16 protein-coding genes are annotated in these 18,896 nt (G+C 68.0%); 7 read left to right on the forward strand and 9 right to left on the reverse strand.

All coding sequences use genetic code 11. The features are described from left to right. Nucleotides 1-25: 25 nt before the first annotated feature. Genes OHA70_RS20795 through OHA70_RS20815 form a run of 5 tightly spaced genes read left to right on the forward strand, consistent with a single transcriptional unit; the run spans nucleotide 26 to nucleotide 5,661 of the window. Nucleotides 26-1,294: an ABC transporter substrate-binding protein gene (locus OHA70_RS20795; protein ID WP_328320070.1), complete on the forward strand. Its 1,269-nt coding sequence runs from the start codon at nucleotides 26-28 to the stop codon at nucleotides 1,292-1,294. Nucleotides 1,295-1,297: 3 nt separating this feature from the next. Beyond that, a complete protein-coding gene (locus OHA70_RS20800) occupies nucleotides 1,298-2,227 on the forward strand; it encodes a carbohydrate ABC transporter permease (protein WP_328320072.1) in 930 nt (309 codons plus the stop codon). After that, the gene (locus OHA70_RS20805) at nucleotides 2,224-3,039 is read left to right on the forward strand and encodes a carbohydrate ABC transporter permease (RefSeq protein ID WP_328320074.1); all 816 of its coding nucleotides are present in this window, start codon (nucleotides 2,224-2,226) and stop codon (nucleotides 3,037-3,039) included. The genes OHA70_RS20800 and OHA70_RS20805 overlap by 4 nt, the downstream gene beginning before the upstream one ends. Then, nucleotides 3,039-3,710 carry a hypothetical protein gene (locus OHA70_RS20810; protein ID WP_328320076.1) on the forward strand — a complete coding sequence of 224 codons (672 nt, stop codon included), beginning with the start codon at nucleotides 3,039-3,041 and terminating at the stop codon, nucleotides 3,708-3,710. Before OHA70_RS20805 ends, OHA70_RS20810 begins: the two co-directional genes overlap by 1 nt. Before the next feature lie 10 nt (nucleotides 3,711-3,720). Next, nucleotides 3,721-5,661 carry a glycoside hydrolase family 43 protein gene (locus tag OHA70_RS20815; RefSeq protein WP_328320078.1) on the forward strand — a complete coding sequence of 647 codons (1,941 nt, stop codon included), beginning with the start codon at nucleotides 3,721-3,723 and terminating at the stop codon, nucleotides 5,659-5,661. On the opposite strand, the gene OHA70_RS20820 is transcribed toward OHA70_RS20815, so the two are convergent. Continuing rightward, the gene (locus OHA70_RS20820; protein WP_328320080.1) at nucleotides 5,658-6,521 is read right to left on the reverse strand and encodes an AraC family transcriptional regulator; all 864 of its coding nucleotides are present in this window, start codon (nucleotides 6,519-6,521) and stop codon (nucleotides 5,658-5,660) included. The two genes, OHA70_RS20815 and OHA70_RS20820, sit on opposite strands and share 4 nt — an antisense overlap. Before the next feature lie 104 nt (nucleotides 6,522-6,625). Here OHA70_RS20820 and OHA70_RS20825 point away from each other — a divergent pair, with 104 nt between their 5' ends. Continuing rightward, on the forward strand, nucleotides 6,626-7,429 hold the full coding sequence (locus OHA70_RS20825) for an MBL fold metallo-hydrolase (protein ID WP_328320082.1): 804 nt from the start codon (nucleotides 6,626-6,628) through the stop codon (nucleotides 7,427-7,429). Then, nucleotides 7,420-7,830 (forward strand): nuclear transport factor 2 family protein, encoded by a 411-nt coding sequence (locus OHA70_RS20830; RefSeq protein ID WP_328320085.1) that lies wholly within the window; start codon nucleotides 7,420-7,422, stop codon nucleotides 7,828-7,830. Before OHA70_RS20825 ends, OHA70_RS20830 begins: the two co-directional genes overlap by 10 nt. A 4-nt stretch (nucleotides 7,831-7,834) precedes the next feature. On the opposite strand, the gene araA is transcribed toward OHA70_RS20830, so the two are convergent. Genes araA through OHA70_RS20870 form a run of 8 tightly spaced genes read right to left on the reverse strand, consistent with a single transcriptional unit; the run spans nucleotide 7,835 to nucleotide 18,895 of the window. Then, nucleotides 7,835-9,340, reverse strand: coding sequence for an L-arabinose isomerase (gene araA / locus OHA70_RS20835; protein ID WP_328320087.1), 1,506 nt, complete (start codon nucleotides 9,338-9,340; stop codon nucleotides 7,835-7,837). Between the two features lie 15 nt (nucleotides 9,341-9,355). Further along, on the reverse strand, nucleotides 9,356-10,021 hold the full coding sequence (locus OHA70_RS20840) for an L-ribulose-5-phosphate 4-epimerase (RefSeq protein ID WP_328320089.1): 666 nt from the start codon (nucleotides 10,019-10,021) through the stop codon (nucleotides 9,356-9,358). Beyond that, nucleotides 10,018-11,715 (reverse strand): ribulokinase, encoded by a 1,698-nt coding sequence (gene araB / locus OHA70_RS20845; protein ID WP_328320091.1) that lies wholly within the window; start codon nucleotides 11,713-11,715, stop codon nucleotides 10,018-10,020. The genes OHA70_RS20840 and araB overlap by 4 nt, the downstream gene beginning before the upstream one ends. Nucleotides 11,716-11,773: 58 nt before the next feature. Continuing rightward, nucleotides 11,774-13,288, reverse strand: coding sequence for an alpha-N-arabinofuranosidase (locus OHA70_RS20850; RefSeq protein WP_328320093.1), 1,515 nt, complete (start codon nucleotides 13,286-13,288; stop codon nucleotides 11,774-11,776). A gap of 10 nt (nucleotides 13,289-13,298) precedes the next feature. Then, nucleotides 13,299-14,567, reverse strand: a complete 1,269-nt coding sequence (locus tag OHA70_RS20855; RefSeq protein ID WP_328320095.1) for an ROK family transcriptional regulator — start codon at nucleotides 14,565-14,567, stop codon at nucleotides 13,299-13,301. Further along, nucleotides 14,518-17,106, reverse strand: coding sequence for a beta-galactosidase (locus tag OHA70_RS20860; protein ID WP_328320097.1), 2,589 nt, complete (start codon nucleotides 17,104-17,106; stop codon nucleotides 14,518-14,520). Before OHA70_RS20860 ends, OHA70_RS20855 begins: the two co-directional genes overlap by 50 nt. Then, nucleotides 17,103-18,008 carry a carbohydrate ABC transporter permease gene (locus OHA70_RS20865; RefSeq protein ID WP_328320099.1) on the reverse strand — a complete coding sequence of 302 codons (906 nt, stop codon included), beginning with the start codon at nucleotides 18,006-18,008 and terminating at the stop codon, nucleotides 17,103-17,105. The genes OHA70_RS20860 and OHA70_RS20865 overlap by 4 nt, the downstream gene beginning before the upstream one ends. Beyond that, nucleotides 18,008-18,895 carry a carbohydrate ABC transporter permease gene (locus tag OHA70_RS20870; RefSeq protein ID WP_328320101.1) on the reverse strand — a complete coding sequence of 296 codons (888 nt, stop codon included), beginning with the start codon at nucleotides 18,893-18,895 and terminating at the stop codon, nucleotides 18,008-18,010. Before OHA70_RS20870 ends, OHA70_RS20865 begins: the two co-directional genes overlap by 1 nt. Nucleotide 18,896: the final 1 nt, after the last annotated feature.

The following is an 18,896-nucleotide window of genomic DNA, read 5'->3' on the forward strand; positions in this document are numbered from 1 at the left end:
CAGTACGAAGTACAAGGAGAAAGTCGTGAAGCGACACCTCGTCACCATCCTGGCCGGCGCCGCCGCCCTGGCCCTGCTGACCGCTTGCGGGGGCGGCTCGGACACCCCGGCCGCCGACGGACCGCAGACCATCAAGGTCGCCCTGTGGAACTACGCCACCACGCCGGAGTTCAAGGCGATCATCGACGGCTTCCAGCAGGCCAACCCGCAGATCAAGGTCGAGCCGGTCGACATCCTGGCCGACGACTATCCGACCAAGGTGACCACGATGCTGGCCGGTGGTGACACCACCGACGTGCTGACGATGAAGAACGTGATCGACTACGCCAGGTTCGGCACCCGTGGACAGCTGCTGCCGATGACCGACCAGGCCAAGGCGCTGGACCCGGCGAAGTACTCGGGCCTGAAGTCCTACGACCTCGACGGCAAGTACTTCGCGCTGCCGTACCGCCAGGACTTCTGGGTGCTCTACTACAACAAGACACTGCTCAAGCAGGCCGGCGTACCGGAGTCGAAGCTGCAGAACCTGACCTGGGCCGACTACGCCACGCTGGCGAAGAGCCTGACCAAGGGCGATGGTCCGTCGAAGGTGTACGGCGCGTACCAGCACACCTGGCGCTCGGTGGTCGAGGCCACCGCGGCGGCGCAGACCGGCGGTGACCTGCTCGGTGGCGACTACGGCTTCTTCAAGGACCAGTACACGATGACGCTGGATCTCCAGAAGGACGGCGCGATGTTGCCTTGGGCAACCGCCAGGAGCCAGAAGGTCACCTACAACACGATGTTCTCCACCGGCAAGGCCGCGCTGATGCCGATGGGCACCTGGTACGCCTCGACGCTGCTGGCCGACACGAAGTCGGGCAAGACCAAGGTGGAGTGGGGGATGGCGCCGCTGCCGCAGCGCACGGCCGACGGGAAGGTGACCACCTTCGGCTCGCCGACCGCGTTCGCGGTGAACAAGAACTCCAAGCACGCCGACGCGGCAAAGAAGTTCGTCGAATGGGCCTCGAGCGAAGCCGGCGCCACCGCGGTCGCCAAGGCCGGCGTGACGCCGTCGTTGCAGAGCCAGCAGATCCTCGACACCTACTTCGCGCTGCCGGGGGTGCCCAGCGACGCGGTGGCGAAGAAGGCCTTCAAGCCCGACAACGTCGTGCTCGAGATGCCGGTCGGCGACAAGTCCTCCGACGTGGACCAGATCCTGACCGAGGAGCACGAGCTGATCATGACCGGGCAGAAGTCGCTCGACGACGGCCTGGCCGAGATGGCCAAGCGGGTCAAGAACGAGGTCCGCTGACCGATGACCACCACCGTGTCCGCACCGCGGCAGGTCCGGCCCCCTGCGCCCGCGCCGCGGCCGGCCAGGCGCCGCAGCCGGACCTGGGTCGGCTGGAGCTTCATCCTGCCGAACTTCATCGGCTTCGCCGCGCTGACGCTGGTGCCGGTGATCGCCTCGCTCGCGTTGTCCTTCCTCGACTGGGATTCCTACAGCACGCCCCGCTGGGTCGGCCTGGACAACTTCGAGCGGATGATCCACAACGACACCTTCTGGACCGCGCTCAAGAACACCGCGTACTACGCCGTCGGGCACGTGCCGCTGACGCTGTGTGCCGCGCTCGGGTTCGCAGTACTGCTGAACCAGAAGCTGAAGGGAGCGCGGTTCTTCCGGACCGCGCTGTTCTTCCCGTACATCACCTCGCTGGTCGCGGTCGCCGTGGTCTGGAACATGTTGCTCAGCCCGGAGTCGGGCCCGGTGAACCAGTTCTTGCGGGCCATCGGCATCGACCACCCGCCGGGCTGGACCACCTCGACCACCTGGGCGATGCCCGCGGTGATCGTGGCCAGCGTGTGGCGTGACCTCGGCTACTACATGATCCTCTACCTGGCCGGGCTGCAGACGATCCCGGCCGAGCTGTACGAGGCCGCCCAGGTGGATGGGGCGAACGGCTGGCAGCGGTTCCGGCACATCACCTTGCCGGGCCTGCGGCCGACCACCTTCTTCGTGCTGATCATGCTGACCATCTCCAGCTTCAAGGTGTTCGACCTGATCCAGGTGATGACCGAGGGCGGCCCGGGCCGCGCGACGCTGGTGCTGTCCCAGGTGATCTACCGCGAGGGCATCGTCCAGGGCCGGTTCGGCTACTCCTCGGCCGTGTCCATGGTGCTGTTCGTCATCGTGCTGACGATCACCTTGGTCCAGTTCCGGTTGCAGCGAAGGAGCGAGCGATGAGCCGGGTACGCCGCACGTCGGCGTACCTGCTGCTGGGACTGCTCTCGGTGGCGGTGCTGGTGCCGTTCGCCTGGATGGTCTCGTCGTCGCTGAAGGCCGACGCGGACGTCTTCAGCGTGCCGGTCCGGTGGATCCCGGCCGAGTTCCACTGGGGCAACTTCAGTGCGATCTGGGGCCGGATCCCGCTGCTCACCTACCTGCGCAACTCGGTGTTCCTCAGCGTCACGATCACCGCTTTGCAGGTGCTCACCGGGAGCTTCGCGGCGTACGGGTTCGCCAAGGTGCGATTTCCCGGCCGGGACGCGTTGTTCCTCGCCTACATCGCGACGATCGCGGTGCCCTGGCAGGCGTACATGGTGCCGCAGTACGTGATCATGCAGAAGGCCGGCCTGGTGAACACGCATCTGTCGCTGATCCTGCTGCAGGCGTTCAGCGCCTTCGGGGTGTTCCTGATGCGGCAGTACTACCTGACCATCCCTGACGAGCTGAGCGAGGCGGCCCGGCTGGACGGGCTGAGCGAGTACGGCATCTGGGCCCGGATCATCCTGCCGTTGTCGAAGCCCGCGCTGGCGAGCCTGGCGCTGCTCACCTTCGTCAACACCTGGAACGACTACATGGGTCCGTTCATCTACCTGACCGACAACAACCTGTGGACGATCCAGCTGGGACTGCGCTCGTTCGTCGGCCTGTACGACGCGGAGTACGCGATGATCATGACCGGCTCGGTACTGTCCGTGCTGCCGATCCTGGTGATCTTCCTGCTCGGCCAGAAGTACTTCGTGCAGGGCATCGCGACCAGCGGGATGAAGTGATGGCCTCGCCACTGTCGCGGGTGAACGTCCGGGCGGACGCCTGGGACCTGCTCTGGTCGTTCGCCCATCGGGTGCTGGCGGTCAACCTCGTGCTGGCCGTCGCCGGGGCGCCGCTGATGCTTGCCCTCGGCACCGTCGCCACGCCGTGGCGATACCCGCTCTTCTTCGGTCTGCTCGCCCTTCCACTCGGCCCGGCAGCGACCGCCGCGTTCGGCTATCTCGCCATCGATGACGCCCGTCCTCCGCTGAGCGCCCTGATCCGATTGGTGCGGTCCACCGGTCGTCGCTCGCTCGTCGTCGCCTCGCTCACGGCAGGCCTGGCTGGAGTTCTCCTGGCCGACTTCAAGGTGCTGGCCGGTGCATTTCCGGTCGCTATACCCCTGCTGGTGGTGCTTCTCGTGCTGGTACTCAACGCAGGCCTCGCCGCTTTGGTGCTGGTCGGCAGCGAGTCAGCGCTAGGTCTGCGAGCGCTGCTGAGGCTCGCTGTCTACACCAGCGTCCGCGCCTGGCCGCTCAGCCTGCTCTCGCTCGGTGTCCTGCTGGCCGCACTGATCATCGTCAGTCAGGTCCCGGTGGCCGGCCTGGCCACCGTACCGGGGTGTGCCTTGTGGGTGGTGCACACGAACACCAATGCTCAGCTCGCCCGAATCCGGAATCCGCCCGCCCGATGAGGAGAATCCGATGAAGCTGTTCAGACCAGTGCGCATCCTTGCGGTCCTGGGCGCCGCGCTCACCCTGCTGGCTCCAGCCACGGTCGCGGCCCAGGCCGGACACATTGAGAGGTACACGTCGTTCCGCCCAGGTGCTCAATGGCTCGACAACAACGGGCAGGTGATCCAGGCCCATGGTGGGCAGATCGTCGCCTCGACCGATGGCGGCGGGAAGCGGGTCTGGTACTGGTACGGCGAGGACCGCAGCAACGGGTACTACGACAGCCCTGGCGTGCACGTGTACTCCTCGTACGACCTCTACAACTGGAAGGATCGCGGGCTCGCCTTGAAGGCGATGAGCTCGCCCGGCCAGTTCGAGAGCGACCCGTACTTCGCCAAGGTCTACAAGCACTACACCCCGGCGCAGAGGGAGGTCGTCTGGCGCGACCTGTCGACCAACAGCGTGCGCTCGGACGGCTGGGCGCGGCCGTCGATCCTCGAGCGGCCGAAGGTGGTCTACAACAAGTCCACTCGCAAGTGGGTGATGTGGGTGCACTCCGACGGGCCCTCGTCACCGGACAGTACGTCGACGTACGCGCGGGCCGAGGCCGGTGTGGCGATCGCGGACTCGCCGATGGGACCGTTCCGCTGGATCGACTCGTACCGGCTGAACCACGTGCCGAGCGATTCCGTGCCCTGGTGCGGTACCGGGTCCTCGTTCGACCCGGCCGGCGGGATGGCGCGGGACATGAACCTGTTCGTGGACGACGACGGCTCGGCGTACATCATCTACTCCTCCGAGGAGAACCGGTCGATGTACATCTCCAAGCTCGACCGCGACTACACCTATCTGTCCGCACGGCCCGAGAACGCCATCCAGGGCAAGGATTTCGTCCGTACGCTGGCCTGCAACCAACGCGAAGCGCCGGCGATGTTCAAGTCCGAGGGCCGGTACTACCTGCTCACGTCGGGCGCGACCGGCTGGGACCCGAACCCGGCTAGGTACGCGACGTCGGACAACGTCCTCGGCCAGTTCACCGACCAGGGCAGCCCGATCAGCGGACCGGGCGCGGCGACCACCTTCGGCTCGCAGAGCACGAACGTGATCCCGTACGACCAGGAGAACAACAAGTTCATCTTCATGGCCGACCGCTGGACGCCGAGCGACCTCAAGAACGCTCCGTACGTCTGGATGCCGATGTCCCTGGGCGAAAGCGGCAGCCTGTCGATCGGCCCGGACCAGGAGTGGACCCTGGACGACCTGGCGCCGTACCAGCGGTGGAGTGTCGAGACCCAACTGCCGGACCACACCTGGCTCGGCGACACCAGCGCGCTCCCGGCCGAGGTGACCGTGAGGACGGGCACGCGGTCGACACAGGTAGCCGTGACCTGGGATGCGACCAGTGTCGCGCGGCCAGGACCGGCCAACCTCCGTGGGACGCTGGCGGACGGACGGACCTTCACCCGGTCGATCGTGGTGATGCCGCATGAGCTGCGGTACGCGGTCAACGCCGGCGGCGTGGCCACCGCGGACTGGCAGATCCTGGCGAAGAACGCCTCATTGCTGAACTCGAGTGCGGAACAGGCGTTGGGCACCGATCCCATCACCGGGACCAGCTGGGGTTACACGGGTGCGAGCGCACCGTCCGGTACTGCGAACGGCGACCTCTACAGCACCTTGCGGTACGCCAAGAACCACGAGCCGCTGACCTACACCTTCGGGGGCCTGGAACCGGGGACGTACACCGTGCACACCGGGTACTTCGATCCCTGGCCGTGGGCCAACCGGGCGGCGCAGGTGACCATCAACGGCGCCGTCGTCGACCAGCAACGGCTGTTCACCGGTACCAACGAAGCAGCGGCGTACGGAGGTGTCACGGTCGGCGCCGACGGCAAGATCGCCGTCACGATCGCGCCGACCAGATCGCCCGACATCCAGGTCAGCTGGCTGATGGTCGCCCGCACCGGCTAGCGGGGGCGGCTCGCCCTACGGAAGGCGCCCGGGGTGGTGCCGGTGCGGTGCGAGAAGAACTTGGAGAAGTTGGCGGCGTCCTCGAAGCCGAGCCGGTCGGCGATCTCGACGATCGGCACGGTTTCGTGGATCAGCCGGCGTTTGGCTTCGAGGACGACCCGGCGGTCGATCAGCTCTTTGGCCGTGGTTCCCGCGTGGGTCCGGGCGAGGCGGTTGAGGGTGCGCTCGGAGTAGCCGAGCCGCCGGGCGTAACCGGCCACGGTGCGTTCGCTCTGGAACGACTTCTCGATCTCTTCCTCGAACCAGCTGAAGACCTCGTTGCGGGGCCGGATCGGGCTACTGCCGGGGCTGCTGCCTGCCAGCACGAGCAGGGTCGCCAGTACCGCGTGCGTGAGCGCCTGGTCCCGCGCGCCGGGCTCGAGCGCCGGCGCCTCCCGCAGTCGCTGGTCGATCTCGGCTGTCGTGCTGAACGATTCCCAGAGCAGGCTGCCGGGCAACGCGGCGCCTGGCCAGTGATTGAGATGGCTGATGCCGAGTCGCCGGAACAAGTGCGCGGTCGCCTCGTCGTACAGGTCGGGCGGGAGCATCAGAACCGGCCCGTCGATGGCCGAGATGTCTCCCCACTGTTGTACCTGCCCGGCGTGGATCCAGAAGACGTCGCCCGGGCCGAGCGGGTAGCTGGTGAAGTCGACCTCGTGGACGGTGTGACCTGAGCGGATCTGCAGGATCAGGTCGAATCCCAGTCGTTGCGGGGCCTGGAACTCGCCCGGCCCGGCCCGGCGCAGCAGCGTGGCGAGGTCGGCGATCTCAGCCCCCGCCGAGTGCCCGGCCGGCGGTGCGTAATCGACCTTCCGGATCATGGATGTCCGATTTTCACCATCAACTGACGCACTCACACAAGGGATCTTACGGAGCTGAGTCCTAGTATCACAGTAACGACCAATCCATCGAAGGAACCAGAACAATGTCCGAACTGAACTACACCGTCCTCGACTCCGCGGACTCCTCGCTGAACAAGACCTCCGTCCTCGTCACCGGCGAGAACGACGCGATCGTCGTCGACGCCGCCTTCACCCGCGCGGACGGCCACCGCATCGTCGCCGCGGTACTGGACGCGGGCAAGACCCTGCGCACGGTCGTCGTGACCGGCGGCGACCCGGACTTCTACTTCGGCGCCGAAGTCATCGCCGACGCGTTCCCCGAGGCGGCCTTCGTCGCTCCGGCCGACGTGATCGAACACATCACCGCGGCCTACGAAGGCAAGCTCAAAGCCTGGGCACACCTGGGCGCCAACCTGCCGACCCGGCTGATCGAGCTCACCGCGTTCACCGGCGGAGTCGAACTCGACGGCCGGACGCTGGAGTTGCGGCACGCGGGCGACAGCCTCGGCGATCGCGGCTGGTACCTCTTCGAACCGCAGCAGCGGGCCCTGCTCGGCGGGATCCTGCTCTTCGACGGACTCCACGTCTGGACCGCCGACAGCCCGACGACGGCCGACCGCGCGGCCTGGCTGACCGCCCTCGACACCCTCGAGGCGCTTCAGCCCACCTTCGTGGCCGCCGGGCACCGTACGGCGGGTGCGCCGACCGACCTGTCGGCGATCCACCACACCCGCGCCTACCTGACCCTCTTCGAGGAGACCGTCGCCGAGGCGGCCGACGCCGCCGGGGCCAAGGAGAAACTGCTCGCGGCCTACCCCGACGCCGGCCTCGTCATCGCCGCGGACCTCGGCACCAAGGTCGCCAAGGGAGAACTCCAGTGGGGCTGATCGAGGCCGGAGGAACCGCTCCGGCCGACGTCGTACGCCGCCAGTACCTCGCCTCCGCCGCCGGCGATCTGGAAGCACTCCGCGCCACCCTCGCCCCTGATGTCGAGTGGACCGAGATGGCAGGCTTCCCCCTCGCCGGCACCTACCGGACCCCGCTCGGCGTCACCACCAACGTGATGGAGCAACTCGGCAAGGAGTGGGAGAACTGGGTCGCTCACGACGACACCTACGTCGTCGACGGCGAGAACGTCGTGGTTCTGGCGCGCTACACCGCGAACAACCTGGCGACCGGCAAGACGCTGAACGCCCGGGTGGCCCATCACTTCGTGGTCAGGGCCGGTCTGATCGTCCGGTTCGAGCAGTTCGTCGACACCGCTTTGGTGCTCCAGGCAAGTAGCTGAGCGACTAGAGACCCAGGGCCAGGCGGTGGTAGGCCTGGTTCCAGCGGATCTCCTTCTGGAACTGACGGATCTCGGTCGAGGCGTCGATGGTGAGGAGTTCGGTCCGGAGCATGGTGGCCAGGTCGTGGAGTTCGTCGGCGCCGACGGCAGCCGACAGCACGGTGTGGTGGGGGGCGCCCGCGGTCAGCCACGATTCGGCCGAGGTCCGGAAGTCCGGGCGGGGTTTCCAGACCGCGCGGGCGACCGGCAGGCGGGGGAGCGGCTGGTCGGGGGCGACGACGTCGATCTCGTTCGCGACCAGCCGGAACCGGTCGCCGAGATCGGCGAGTCCGACCACGACGGCCGGTCCGGGCGCGGCGTCGAAGACCATCCGGACCGGATCCTCGCGGTTGCCGATGCCGAGCGGGTGGATCTCCACGGCCGGGGTGCCGGCCGCGATGGAGGGGCAGACCTCGAGCATGTGGGCGCCGAGGATCAGCTCCTCGCCTGGTACCAGGTGGTACGTGTAGTCCTCCATGAAGGAGGTGCCGCCTGGACGGCCCGCGCCGATCACCTTGAGGGTGCGCAGCAGTACCGAGGTCTTCCAGTCGCCCTCGCCGCCGAAGCCGTAGCCGTCGGCCATCAGCCGCTGGACGGCCAGGCCCGGCAGCTGACGCAGTCCACCGAGGTCTTCGAAGTTGGTGGTGAAGGCGGTGAAGCCGCCGGCCTCGAGAAAGGCCCGCAGGCCGGCCTCCAGCCGGGCGGCGTAGCGCAGCGAGTCGTGCCGGTCGCCGCCGGCGCGCAGTTCGGGCGCGATCCGGTACGTGTCGTCGTACTCCTTGACGAGGCCGTCGACATCGCCGTCCGGTACCGCGTCCACCGCGGCGACGAGGTCGTTGACCGCGTAGGTGTTGACCGAGACACCGAACCGGCGCTGGGCCTCCACCTTGTCGCCTTCGGTCACCGCGACGTCGCGCATGTTGTCGCCGAAGCGCGCGAGCTTCATCGAGCGCAGGGCCGACAGGCCGGCCGCGGCGCGGGCCCAGGCGCCGATCCGGGCGGTGACGGACGGATCGCTGACATGACCGGCGACGGTGGTCCGCGGGATGCCGAGCCGGGTCTGGATGTAGCCGAACTCGCGGTCGCCGTGGGCGGCCTGGTTCAGGTTCATGAAGTCCATGTCCAGCTCGGCCCAGGGGAGCGCGACGTTCGCCTGGGTGTGCAGGTGCAGCAGCGGCAGCTGGAGCGCCTCCAGGCCGCCGATCCACATCTTGGCCGGCGAGAACGTGTGCATCCAGGCGATCACGCCGATGCAGTCGTCGTCGGCGTTCGCCTTCAGGAAGGTGTGCCGGATGGCGTCCGCATCGGTGACGACCGGGTACCAGACCACCTCAGCCTGGAGCTCGGCCGAGTCGTTCAGGGCCGCGACCAGCTGCTGGGACTGGGTCGCGACCTGGTTGAGGGTGTCGGGCCCGTAGAGGCCCTGACTGCCGGTGAGGAACCAGATCCGGGGCCGCTGGGTGGTTTGCATGGTTGACTCCAGAGGTCAGCGCTGACCGTAAACGGTCTGATAGCGGCGGTAGAGGCTGTCGATGTGCTCAGGGTCGATGGGCAGGGGATCCCCTGCGGTCCGGGCGAGGTGGACGGTGCGGGCCACGTCCTCGCACATCACCGCGGCCTTGACCGCTGCCCGGGGATCCTTGCCGATGGTGAAGACGCCGTGGTTGCGCATCAGCACCGCGGGCGAGCGGGAACCGGCCAGGGTCTCGACGATGCCGCGGCCGATCGAGTCGTCGCCGATCAACGCGAACGGCCCGACCGGGATCTCGCCGCCGAACTCGTCGGCCATCGCGGTCAGCACGCACGGGATCGCTTCGTTGCGCGCTGCCCAGGCCGTGGCGTACGGGGAATGGGTGTGGACCACGCCGCCGACGTCCGGCCTGGCGCGGTAGACGTACGCGTGGGCGGCGGTGTCGCTGGACGGCGCCAGGTCGCCCTCGACCAGGTTGCCGTCCAGATCGCACACGACGACCGAGCCGGGGGTGAGATCGTCGTACGAGATCCCACTCGGCTTGATCACGAACAGGTCCTCGCCGGGCACCCGCCCGGAGATGTTGCCCGCGGTCCAGGCGACGAGCCCGTACCTGACCAGCTCCGCGTGCAGTGCGGCCACCACGGTCCGCAGTTCGTCGACGGCCACTGACGCGGTCACCCGATCACCTCGTTCTTGAGTGCGTGCAGGCGATGCAGTACGCCGGTACCGCCGTACGCCTCGCCCGCGAACCAGTCATGGAGTTCCCGGTACTCGGCGTACAGCAGGTCATAGCGATCGGCTCGGGCGGCATCGGGCAGGTAGGCGGACTCGGTCCGCCGGCCCATCGCCGCGGCTGCCGCCGGCACGTCCGGATACGTGCCGGCGGCAACGGCCGCGTGGATGGCCGAGCCCAGTGCGGGGCCCTGGCCGGACGCGACGACCGAGATGGGACGGCGCAGGACGTCGGAGTAGATCTGCATCAGCAGTTCGTTCTTCAGCAGGCCACCCGCGACGATGAACTCTTCGACGGCCACACCCTGCTGCTCGAACGCCTCCACGATCCGGCGGGTGCCGAACGCGGTGGCCTCGATCAGAGCGCGGTAGCCGTCCTCCGGCCGGGTTGCGAGGGTCTGCCCGACCAGAACGGCCGACAGATCGTGGTCGACCAGGACCGACCGGTTGCCGTTGTGCCAGTCGAGGGCGATCAGGCCATGCGCGCCCACCTTCTGCTGAGCCGCAAGTCCGGTCAGGTAGGCGTGCACCGACAAGCCTTGCCGTTCGGCCTCGGCGACGTACGCCGGGGGAACGCAGTTGTCCACGAACCAGCCGAAGATGTCGCCGACCGCCGACTGGCCGGCCTCGTAACCCCAGAGCCCGTCGATGATGCCGCCGTCGACCACCCCGCACATGCCGGGAACCTCGGCCAGTCGGTCGGACGACATCACGTGACACGTAGACGTCCCCATGATCGCGACCAGCTGCCCGGGGCGGGTGGCGTCGGCCGCCGCGGCCGTCACATGGGCGTCAACGTTGCCAGCAGCAACAGCTATGCCGGCCGGCAGACCGGTCCACTCGGCGGCCTGCTCGGTCAATCGTCCGGCCGGTGCGCCCAACGCGATCAGGTTGTTCGCCAACTTGTCGGTGAAGTCGGTGAAGGCCGGGTCGAGGGCCGCCAGGTACTCCTGGGAGGGGTAGCCGTCCTCGGTCCGGATTCCCTTGTAGCCGGCCGTGCAGACATTGCGGGACTCGGTACCGGTCAGCTGCCAGATGATCCAGTCGGCGGCCTCGATCCAGCGGTCGGTCCGCGCGTAGAGCTCCGGGTCCTCCTGGAGGAGCTGGAGACCCTTGGCGAACTCCCACTCGGAGGAGATCTTGCCGCCGTACCGGTTGAGCCATGGCTCGCCCCGGTCCGCAGCGACCTTGTTGATCAGGTCCGCTTGCGGCTGGGCGGCGTGGTGCTTCCAGAGCTTCGGCCAGGCATGCGGGCGGTCGGCGAGATCGCCCAGCTCGCACAACGGCGTGCCGTCGGCGAGCGTCGGCAGCACGGTACAGGCGGTGAAGTCGGTACCGATGCCGATGACGTCGGCCGGGTCGACCCCGGAGAGGGCCAGCGCCTTCGGTACCGCCTGGCGGAGTACGTCGACCCAGTCCGCCGGCGACTGAAGGGCCCAGTTCGGTCCCAGCCGGACCTCGGATCCGGGCAGTGAACTCTCGATCACCCCGTGCGAGTACTCGTGCACCGCGCTGCCGAGCTCCTCGCCGTCGTCGGCCCCGACCACGACGGCCCGCCCGGACAGCGTGCCGAAGTCGATGCCGACGACGTACCGCCGGGCCGGGTCCGGTGCGCCGTCGGCGCTCACGTTCTGCTCCACATGTGAACGCTAACATTTTTCCGCCGGACGGCAATAGTCATGACCGGGGCGAGCATCCTCAGAGGTCCAGTTCGACGGTGGCGAAGGAGTGCGGGGGCAGGGTCAGCCGCAGGCCACGATCGTCTGCGGCGATGCCGGTCAGTACCGCCGGTACGACGGCCTGCGGATCGGCCGTCGAGTTGTGCGCCTGCAGTTCGGAGGCCGTGAGCAACCGCCCCCGATGGTCGCGGATCGTCGCGCCCCGCAGGTCCAGGACGACCTCTGCGGACGCGGCCGGATCGAGATTGGTGAGCGACACGAGGGCGTGCTCGCCCTTCACGCTGGCCGAGGCCGAGAGCAGCTCCAGGCTCTTGCCGTCGAGCTCGTACGGCGCCTGCCGGTCGACCAGATGGACCGGAACGGAGGTCGCGTCGTGGTGGCCCTTGTTCATCTCGAAGACGTGGTACGTCGGTGTCAGCACCAGCCCGCCGGTGTCGTCGGTCAGCAGCATCGCCTGCAGGACGTTGACCGTCTGGGCGATGTTGGCCATCACCAGTCGCTCCGCGTGCCGGTGGAAGACGTCGAAGTGCAGACTGGCCACCAGCGCGTCGCGCAGGGCGTTCTGCTGGTACAGGAATCCCGGGTTGGTGCCCGGCTCGACGTCCCACCAGGTGCCCCACTCGTCGAGGACGAGGCCGATCTTGCGCTGCGGGTCGTAGGCGTCCATCACGGTCGAGTGCCCGGTGAGCACCCGGTCGATGTCCTGGGCCTTGATCATGGTCCGGTAGTAGTCGTCAAGGCTGAAGTCGGTCGCGCTGCCCTTGTGTTCCCACGATCCGGGCACGGTGTAGTAGTGCACCGAGACCGCCTGGAAGAGGTTGCGCGGTTCGCCGCCGAGGCTGCTGATCGCCTTCATCAGGGCCTCGGTCCAGGCGAGGTCGTGGTCGGAGGCGCCCGCGGCGATCCGGTACAGCTTGTTCCCGTCGTGGTCCTTGCAGAAGGTCGCGTACCGGCGGGCCAGCTCGACATAGGCCTCGGCGCTCAGGTTGCCGCCGCAGCCCCAGGCCTCGTTGCCGATTCCCCAGTACGGCACCTTCCAGGCGGCGTCGCGTCCGTTGGCCTTGCGGAGCCGGACCATCGGGCTGTCGCCGTCGCGGGTGAGGTACTCGACCCAGTCGCTCATCTCCCGCACTGTGCCGCTGCCGACATTGCCGTTCACGTACGGCTCGGCGCCGAGCAACTCGCACAGCGCCAGGAACTCGTGGGTGCCGAAGTGGTTGTTCTCCACCACGTTTCCCCAGTTGGTGTTGACCATTCCGGGCCGGTCGGCCAGCGGGCCGATGCCGTTCATCCAGTGGTACTCGTCGGCGAAACAGCCACCCGGCCAGCGCAGGTTGGGGATGTTCAGGGCCCGCAGCGCCTCGACCACGTCGAGCCGGATCCCGCCCTCGTTCGGCAGGCTGGACGATTCGCCGACGTAGAAGCCGTCGTACACGCACCGGCCGAGATGCTCGGCGAAGTGCCCGTAGAGGTGCCGGCTGATGGTCGGGCCGGGGACGTCGAGGTCGATGACGATTCGCGATTCGGTGGACAAGAGGATTCTCCTAGGAGTGCGAGCGGGGGCGGCGGCGGGCGATCGGCGTACTGGCCGGGCTGGCCAGGCCGAGTTGACCGAGGAAGTGCTCCAGCGCGAAGGCGGCCATCCCGAGCGCGACCGGGTTGCCGGGAACGCGGGATGCCTCGACGGTGAGGTTCGGCAGCGAGCCGGGCAGAACGTGATCCGGCAACTCCGCGCGGACGGCCGGTACGAGCCACTCCGCCAGCGCGGCCGAGGTCCAGCCGGTCAGGGTGATGTACGGAATGTCGAGCAGGTTGACGAGGTCGCCGAGAGCGGCCGCCAGGTAGTGGGAGGTCCGCTTGGCCAGCTCGGCCAGGACCGGGTCGCCGGTCGCGAGACCGTCGGCCACCGCCTCGACGAAGCCACGTTGCAGTGGCTGGCGCAGCGCGGGATGGGCTGGGTCGATCTCCGCGAGCGAGGTCTCGATGCCGTGCACACCGAGGTACGCCTCGACGCAGCCGCGCCGGCCGCAGCGGCACCGCCGGCCGTCCAGCTGGAGCAGCGTGTGCCCCCACTCGCCGGCGTTGTTGTTCGCGCCGCGGATCAGGGCTCCGTCGATGGCGATCCCCGCGCCGACACCGGTGCCGAGGTTGACCACGGCCATGCTCTCGGTCACCCGCCCGACGCCGAACCACATCTCGGACAGGGTGACCGCCTTCAGCGGGTTGTCGACGTTCACCGGGATCCGCAGGCTCTGCGCGAGCAGCTCCTCGATCTCGACGTCGTGCCAGTCCCAGTTCGGCGCGAAGACCGAGACACCGGCCGCCGGACTGACCTGGCCGGGCATGCTGACGCCGGCGCCGAGGATCCGGTCCCGGTCACCGGTTCCGATCGCCGCGTCCAGCGCCCGGACGATGCCGTCCACGACGTAGGCCTGACTGTTCTCGTGCTCGTCCAGCGTCACCTCGCCATGGCTGACCGGGGTGAGGGCGATGTCGAAGACGGTGGCCGCCACATAGGTCTCGGCGACATCGACACCGACGATGCGGCCGCGATCCGGGTCGATCGCCAGCCGCTCGTACGGCCGGCCGACGGTCCGGCGTTCCATCGTGGCGATCCGCAGCACGCCTTCGGACAGGAACTCGGTGACCAGGGTGGCCACGGTCGCAGTACTGAGTCCGGTGTGCCGGGCGATCTCCTGCCGGGTGGACGGACCCAGCTCGAACAAGGCGTGCAGAACCTCGAACCGGCTCTCGTTGCGAAGATCACGTGACGTCTGCCGCGGCACCTCGGCCCCCTCTGCTGGTGGATGCACCTAGCCGAAGCGTACGAAGTACCGGAGTACCGGAACCCGCGAGGCCCCGCACCAACAGGGTCAGGCCGGACCATCCCGCGGGCAGCCACAACACGTCCGGGTCGCCACCGGAGAACCTCGCCCGGTCACCGGTCCAGATCCGGCCGAGGCACTCCCCACCGGCCCAGGCGGTCACCCGTACCTGCGTACCGTCGAGTCTCAGCAGCCGCCCTTCGTCGCTGGCAGGCAGGTCGAGATCGAGCCAGACCTCTTGACCTGGTTCGAGTGTCAGCGGCAGTTCGAGGTCTGTGGTCTCGGCCTCGTGGATGGCGAAGTCGGTCAGCAGTTCGTCGTTCTGGACCGCGCAGGTCCAGTCCGTCACCGGCGCGAGGCTGAGCAACTCCGCGTGCAGCCCGGCGCCACTGGGATGATGGATCAGCGTGACCGAGACCTCGCTGACGAAGGCCGCGGGCAGCATCACCCACGGGTTCTCCCGATGGACGGTGACCGGCTCGCCTCCGTCGACTCTCACCAGCACCGGCTGGTCGACGCCGCTCAGATGAAGGGCGGATGTGGTGGTCAACTCGAGACGATGTGTATAGGTGATCGGTACTCCGACGCGCGTGCTGCTCCAGCCGCCGAGCGACCGCAGCGGCGCCGGCTCGCCCGCCCAGTGACCCTGCACTGTCCACGAAGCGGCGAGGTCCTGAACGCCTCGGACCTTCCACAGCCGGCCGAGGCCCCGCAGCGCACCCAGCCGGAGCGCCGGCAGCCTCGGGTCGTCGAAGTTGGCGTGGCCCCAGATCTCGACCGTCGCCTCGAGGTCGGCCGTACCTTGCACGGCGCGTACGTCGAGCCGCTGGGCCGCGCCGAAACCGGCGATCGTGGGCTGCACCACTCCGGCGATCGACAGGTCCACGAGATCGGACGCACCGACCAGCAGGAGTTCGTCGACGCCGGTCAGGTTCGCGGTCGCGGAGTACGTTCCGCGACCCCGGTAGGCGCCCAGCGATTCCAGCGACGGCGGCAGCCGATGGGTGCCGGCCGCTTTCGCGCGAGCCGTCCCCACTCGCCGCCGGACGGCCCGCACTTCCGTCGATGACCCGAGAACGGCTTCGTCCGGTACGCCGGCCAGCTCGACGGTGCCGTCCGGGCGTACAGACTCGAATCGAGCGGCCTCCGCCGGAGTCAGTACGACGAGAGTGATCCCGTCGACGACCTGGTGCTCGGCGCGCCCGGCGGTCGCGGGGATCTCGACCTGCGTCCGGCCGATGACGACGGTCACCGGTACGGCCGAGGAGAACACAAGTGCGGTGTCGGTCATCGCGATCAGGTCTGCCGACGCGAGCCTCAACGTCCTGCCCCGCAAGGGCAGATCGACCAGCATCAGCGGACACGAGTCGCCGGCGACCGCGACGGAGACTCCGCCGACGACCGCACGACCGGGAGAGTCCCCGAGATTCGGTACGGCGATCAGCTGGCCGCCACCGTGCAGGTCGAGAGCCGACAGCGACGAGCTGGTGGGGAAGTCGGCCGTCACCTCTGAGCGCGGCACCGTCGAGGTGGCCAGCGCCAGCCGTGATCCCAGCGCGGTCAGCACATGAGCGAGCACCTGCGCTTCGGCGTACTCCGGCCGCTCCTGCCCGGTCGGTGAGACATAACCACCGAAGTCGTAGTCATGACTCATGAAGTTGGCCGGGTCACCCCAGTTGCCGGTCGACGGGGTGTAGCCGAAGTTCCAGCCGGACGACTGCAGGTAGGGCGCGATCAACGACGCTCCACTCGCCAGCAGCCGCCTCAGCGTCCGGTGCCGCCGGTTGGTCTCGGTGACGAGCAACGGGAGACCGCGATCGGCGAGCAGCTCGGCATAACGCCGTACCTCCTCCTCGATGTGCGGTGAGCCGTCGTCGGGATAGAAGTTGCATGCGGCAACAATGCCGGGGACGTCACCGGTGGCGCCGGCGATGTCGCCCTGCCCGGCACAGGCGATCAACGGCACGGTGATGCCGTGATCGATCGCCTGGTCGCGCAGGGCGGTCAGATAGCCGGTACGGTCCGCGCAGTCGAAGAAGTCCAGCTCGTTCTCCAGCTGGACCATGATGACCGGACCGGCCGGATGCTGGCGCTCGGCGAGAATCGGGAGTGCCTGGTCGAACCACGCCGCCACCTGGGCGAGGTACCGCGGCTCGTTCTGACGAACCCGTACCTCGGGATCGAGGCCCAGCCAGGCCGGCAGCGCGCCGCCGTCCCACTCCGAACAGATGTACGGCCCGGGCCGGGCGATGACGGACAGGCCGACCTCGTGCGCCAGGTCCAGGAAGGCCGCGACATCGCGTCGGCCGTCGAACGACCACCGGCCGGGGGAGAGCTCATGATGGTTCCACGGCAGGTAGACGTCGACACAGGTGTAGCCCGACGCCCGGACTTGCTCGAGGCGGGCCCGCCACTGCTCGCGCGGCAGCCGGAAGTAGAACAGCGACGCGCAGAGCAGCAGCTTCGGACGGCCGTCGATCCGGATGCCGGCGGCATCCAGCTCGACACCGGTACTGACAATGGTCACTTGACCCCCGCACTTCCGCCGCTGATGTCCATCTCGTACAGGTACCGCTGGCCGAGGTAGTAGACCAGGATCATCGGCAGCGTCAGCAGGATCGAGCCGACCATCACCAGGTTCCACGGTGGAGCCTGCAGCGCCTGCGACGTACTGGTGATGTACTGCACGCCGAGCGCCAGCGGCATCTTGGACTCGTCGTTCAGATAGATCAGCGGGCCCATGAAGTCACCCCAGGTCGCCGTCAGCGTGAAGATCGCGATCGCGATCAGCACCGGGCTGAGCATCGGCAGCATGATCCGGCGGTAGATGCCGAAGAAGCCGAGCCCGTCCACCATCGCCGCCTCGTCGATCTCGCTCGGCAGCCGGGAGACGAACTGCCGGACCAGGAAGACGTTGAACGCGTTCGAGAAGAAGTTCGGCACGATCAGCGGCAGGTAGGTGTTCACCCAGCCGAGGTCCTTGAACAGGATGAACTGCGGGATCATCGTGATCTGCGAGGGGATCATCATGGTCGCGATGACGACGATGAACATCGCGTTCTTGCCGGGTGCGCGCAGCCGGGCGAACGCGTAACCGACCAGCCCGCTGGACAGCACCTGACCGACCACGGCGCCGGCCGAGATGATCACCGAGTTCAGCAGGAACCGCTGCATCGGCAGCTCGGTGCCGAACACCCGGGTGAAGTTCTCCCAGTGGAACTCGCGCGGGATGATCGTGAAGGTGTTCGCGTTGACGGTCTGGTCGCTCGACAGCGCGATCGACACCACGAACACCAGCGGCACGCAGAGCACCGCCGAGACGATGATCAGGGTCGCATAGCTGAACGGCGTCGACCGCTTGGCGCCGACGGTCCGTTCGGTACTGCGCACTTGCCGCGTGGCGGCGGCGGTGGAAACAGCGGTGGCCATCACTTCACCTCGGTCTCGTAGAACACCCAGCGCCGGGCGCTGCGGAAGGCGATCAGGGTGAACACCAGGATCACCGCGAACAGCAGCCAGGAGATCGCCGACGCGTAGCCCAGGTGGTAGTAGGAGAACGCCTCGTTGAACAGCAACGGCACCATCGTCTGGCTGGCGTTGTCCGGGCCGCCCTTGGTCAGGATGTACACCTGGGAGAACACCTGGAACGCACCGATCAGGCCCATGATCAGGTTGAAGAAGATGATCGGGGTCAGCTGCGGGACGGTGATGCTCCAGAACTGCCGGACCGGACTGGCGCCGTCCACCTCGGCCGCCTCGTACAGCTCACGGGGAATGCCTTTCATTGCCGCCAGCAACAGTACGGTCGCCGCGCCGGCTCCCCAGACCGACAGCAGGATCAGCGCCGGTTTCACCCAGACCGCCTCCAGCAGCCACGACGGTCCGGGGATGCCGAAGATCCCCAGCAGATCGTTCAGCGGGCCCGACGGGGCGAGCACCATCTTGAAGATCATCGCGGTGGCCACCAGCGGCACCAGGGTGGGCAGGTAGATCAGCGTCCGGAACAGCTTGCGCAGCCGGATTCCCTTGTTCAGCAGGTTCGCCAGCCACAGGCCGAGCACCAGTCCGAGCGGGACCGAGATCGCCGCGTAGTAGAAGGTGTTCCACAACGCCTTCCAGAAGACGGGATCGTCGGTCAGCAGCCGCACGTAGTTGTCCAGCCCGACCCACTTGGGCGGGGTGAAGGAGTCCCAGTCCGTCAGCGAGAAGTAGATCGACGCGATCATCGGGCCGAGCAGGAACACGACGAAACCGATCACCCACGGCGAGGCGAACAGGTAGAACCACAGCGCCTCCCGGCGCCGGAGCCTCGACATC

This window comes from Kribbella sp. NBC_00382, from assembly GCF_036067295.1.
Lineage (GTDB): Bacteria > Actinomycetota > Actinomycetes > Propionibacteriales > Kribbellaceae > Kribbella.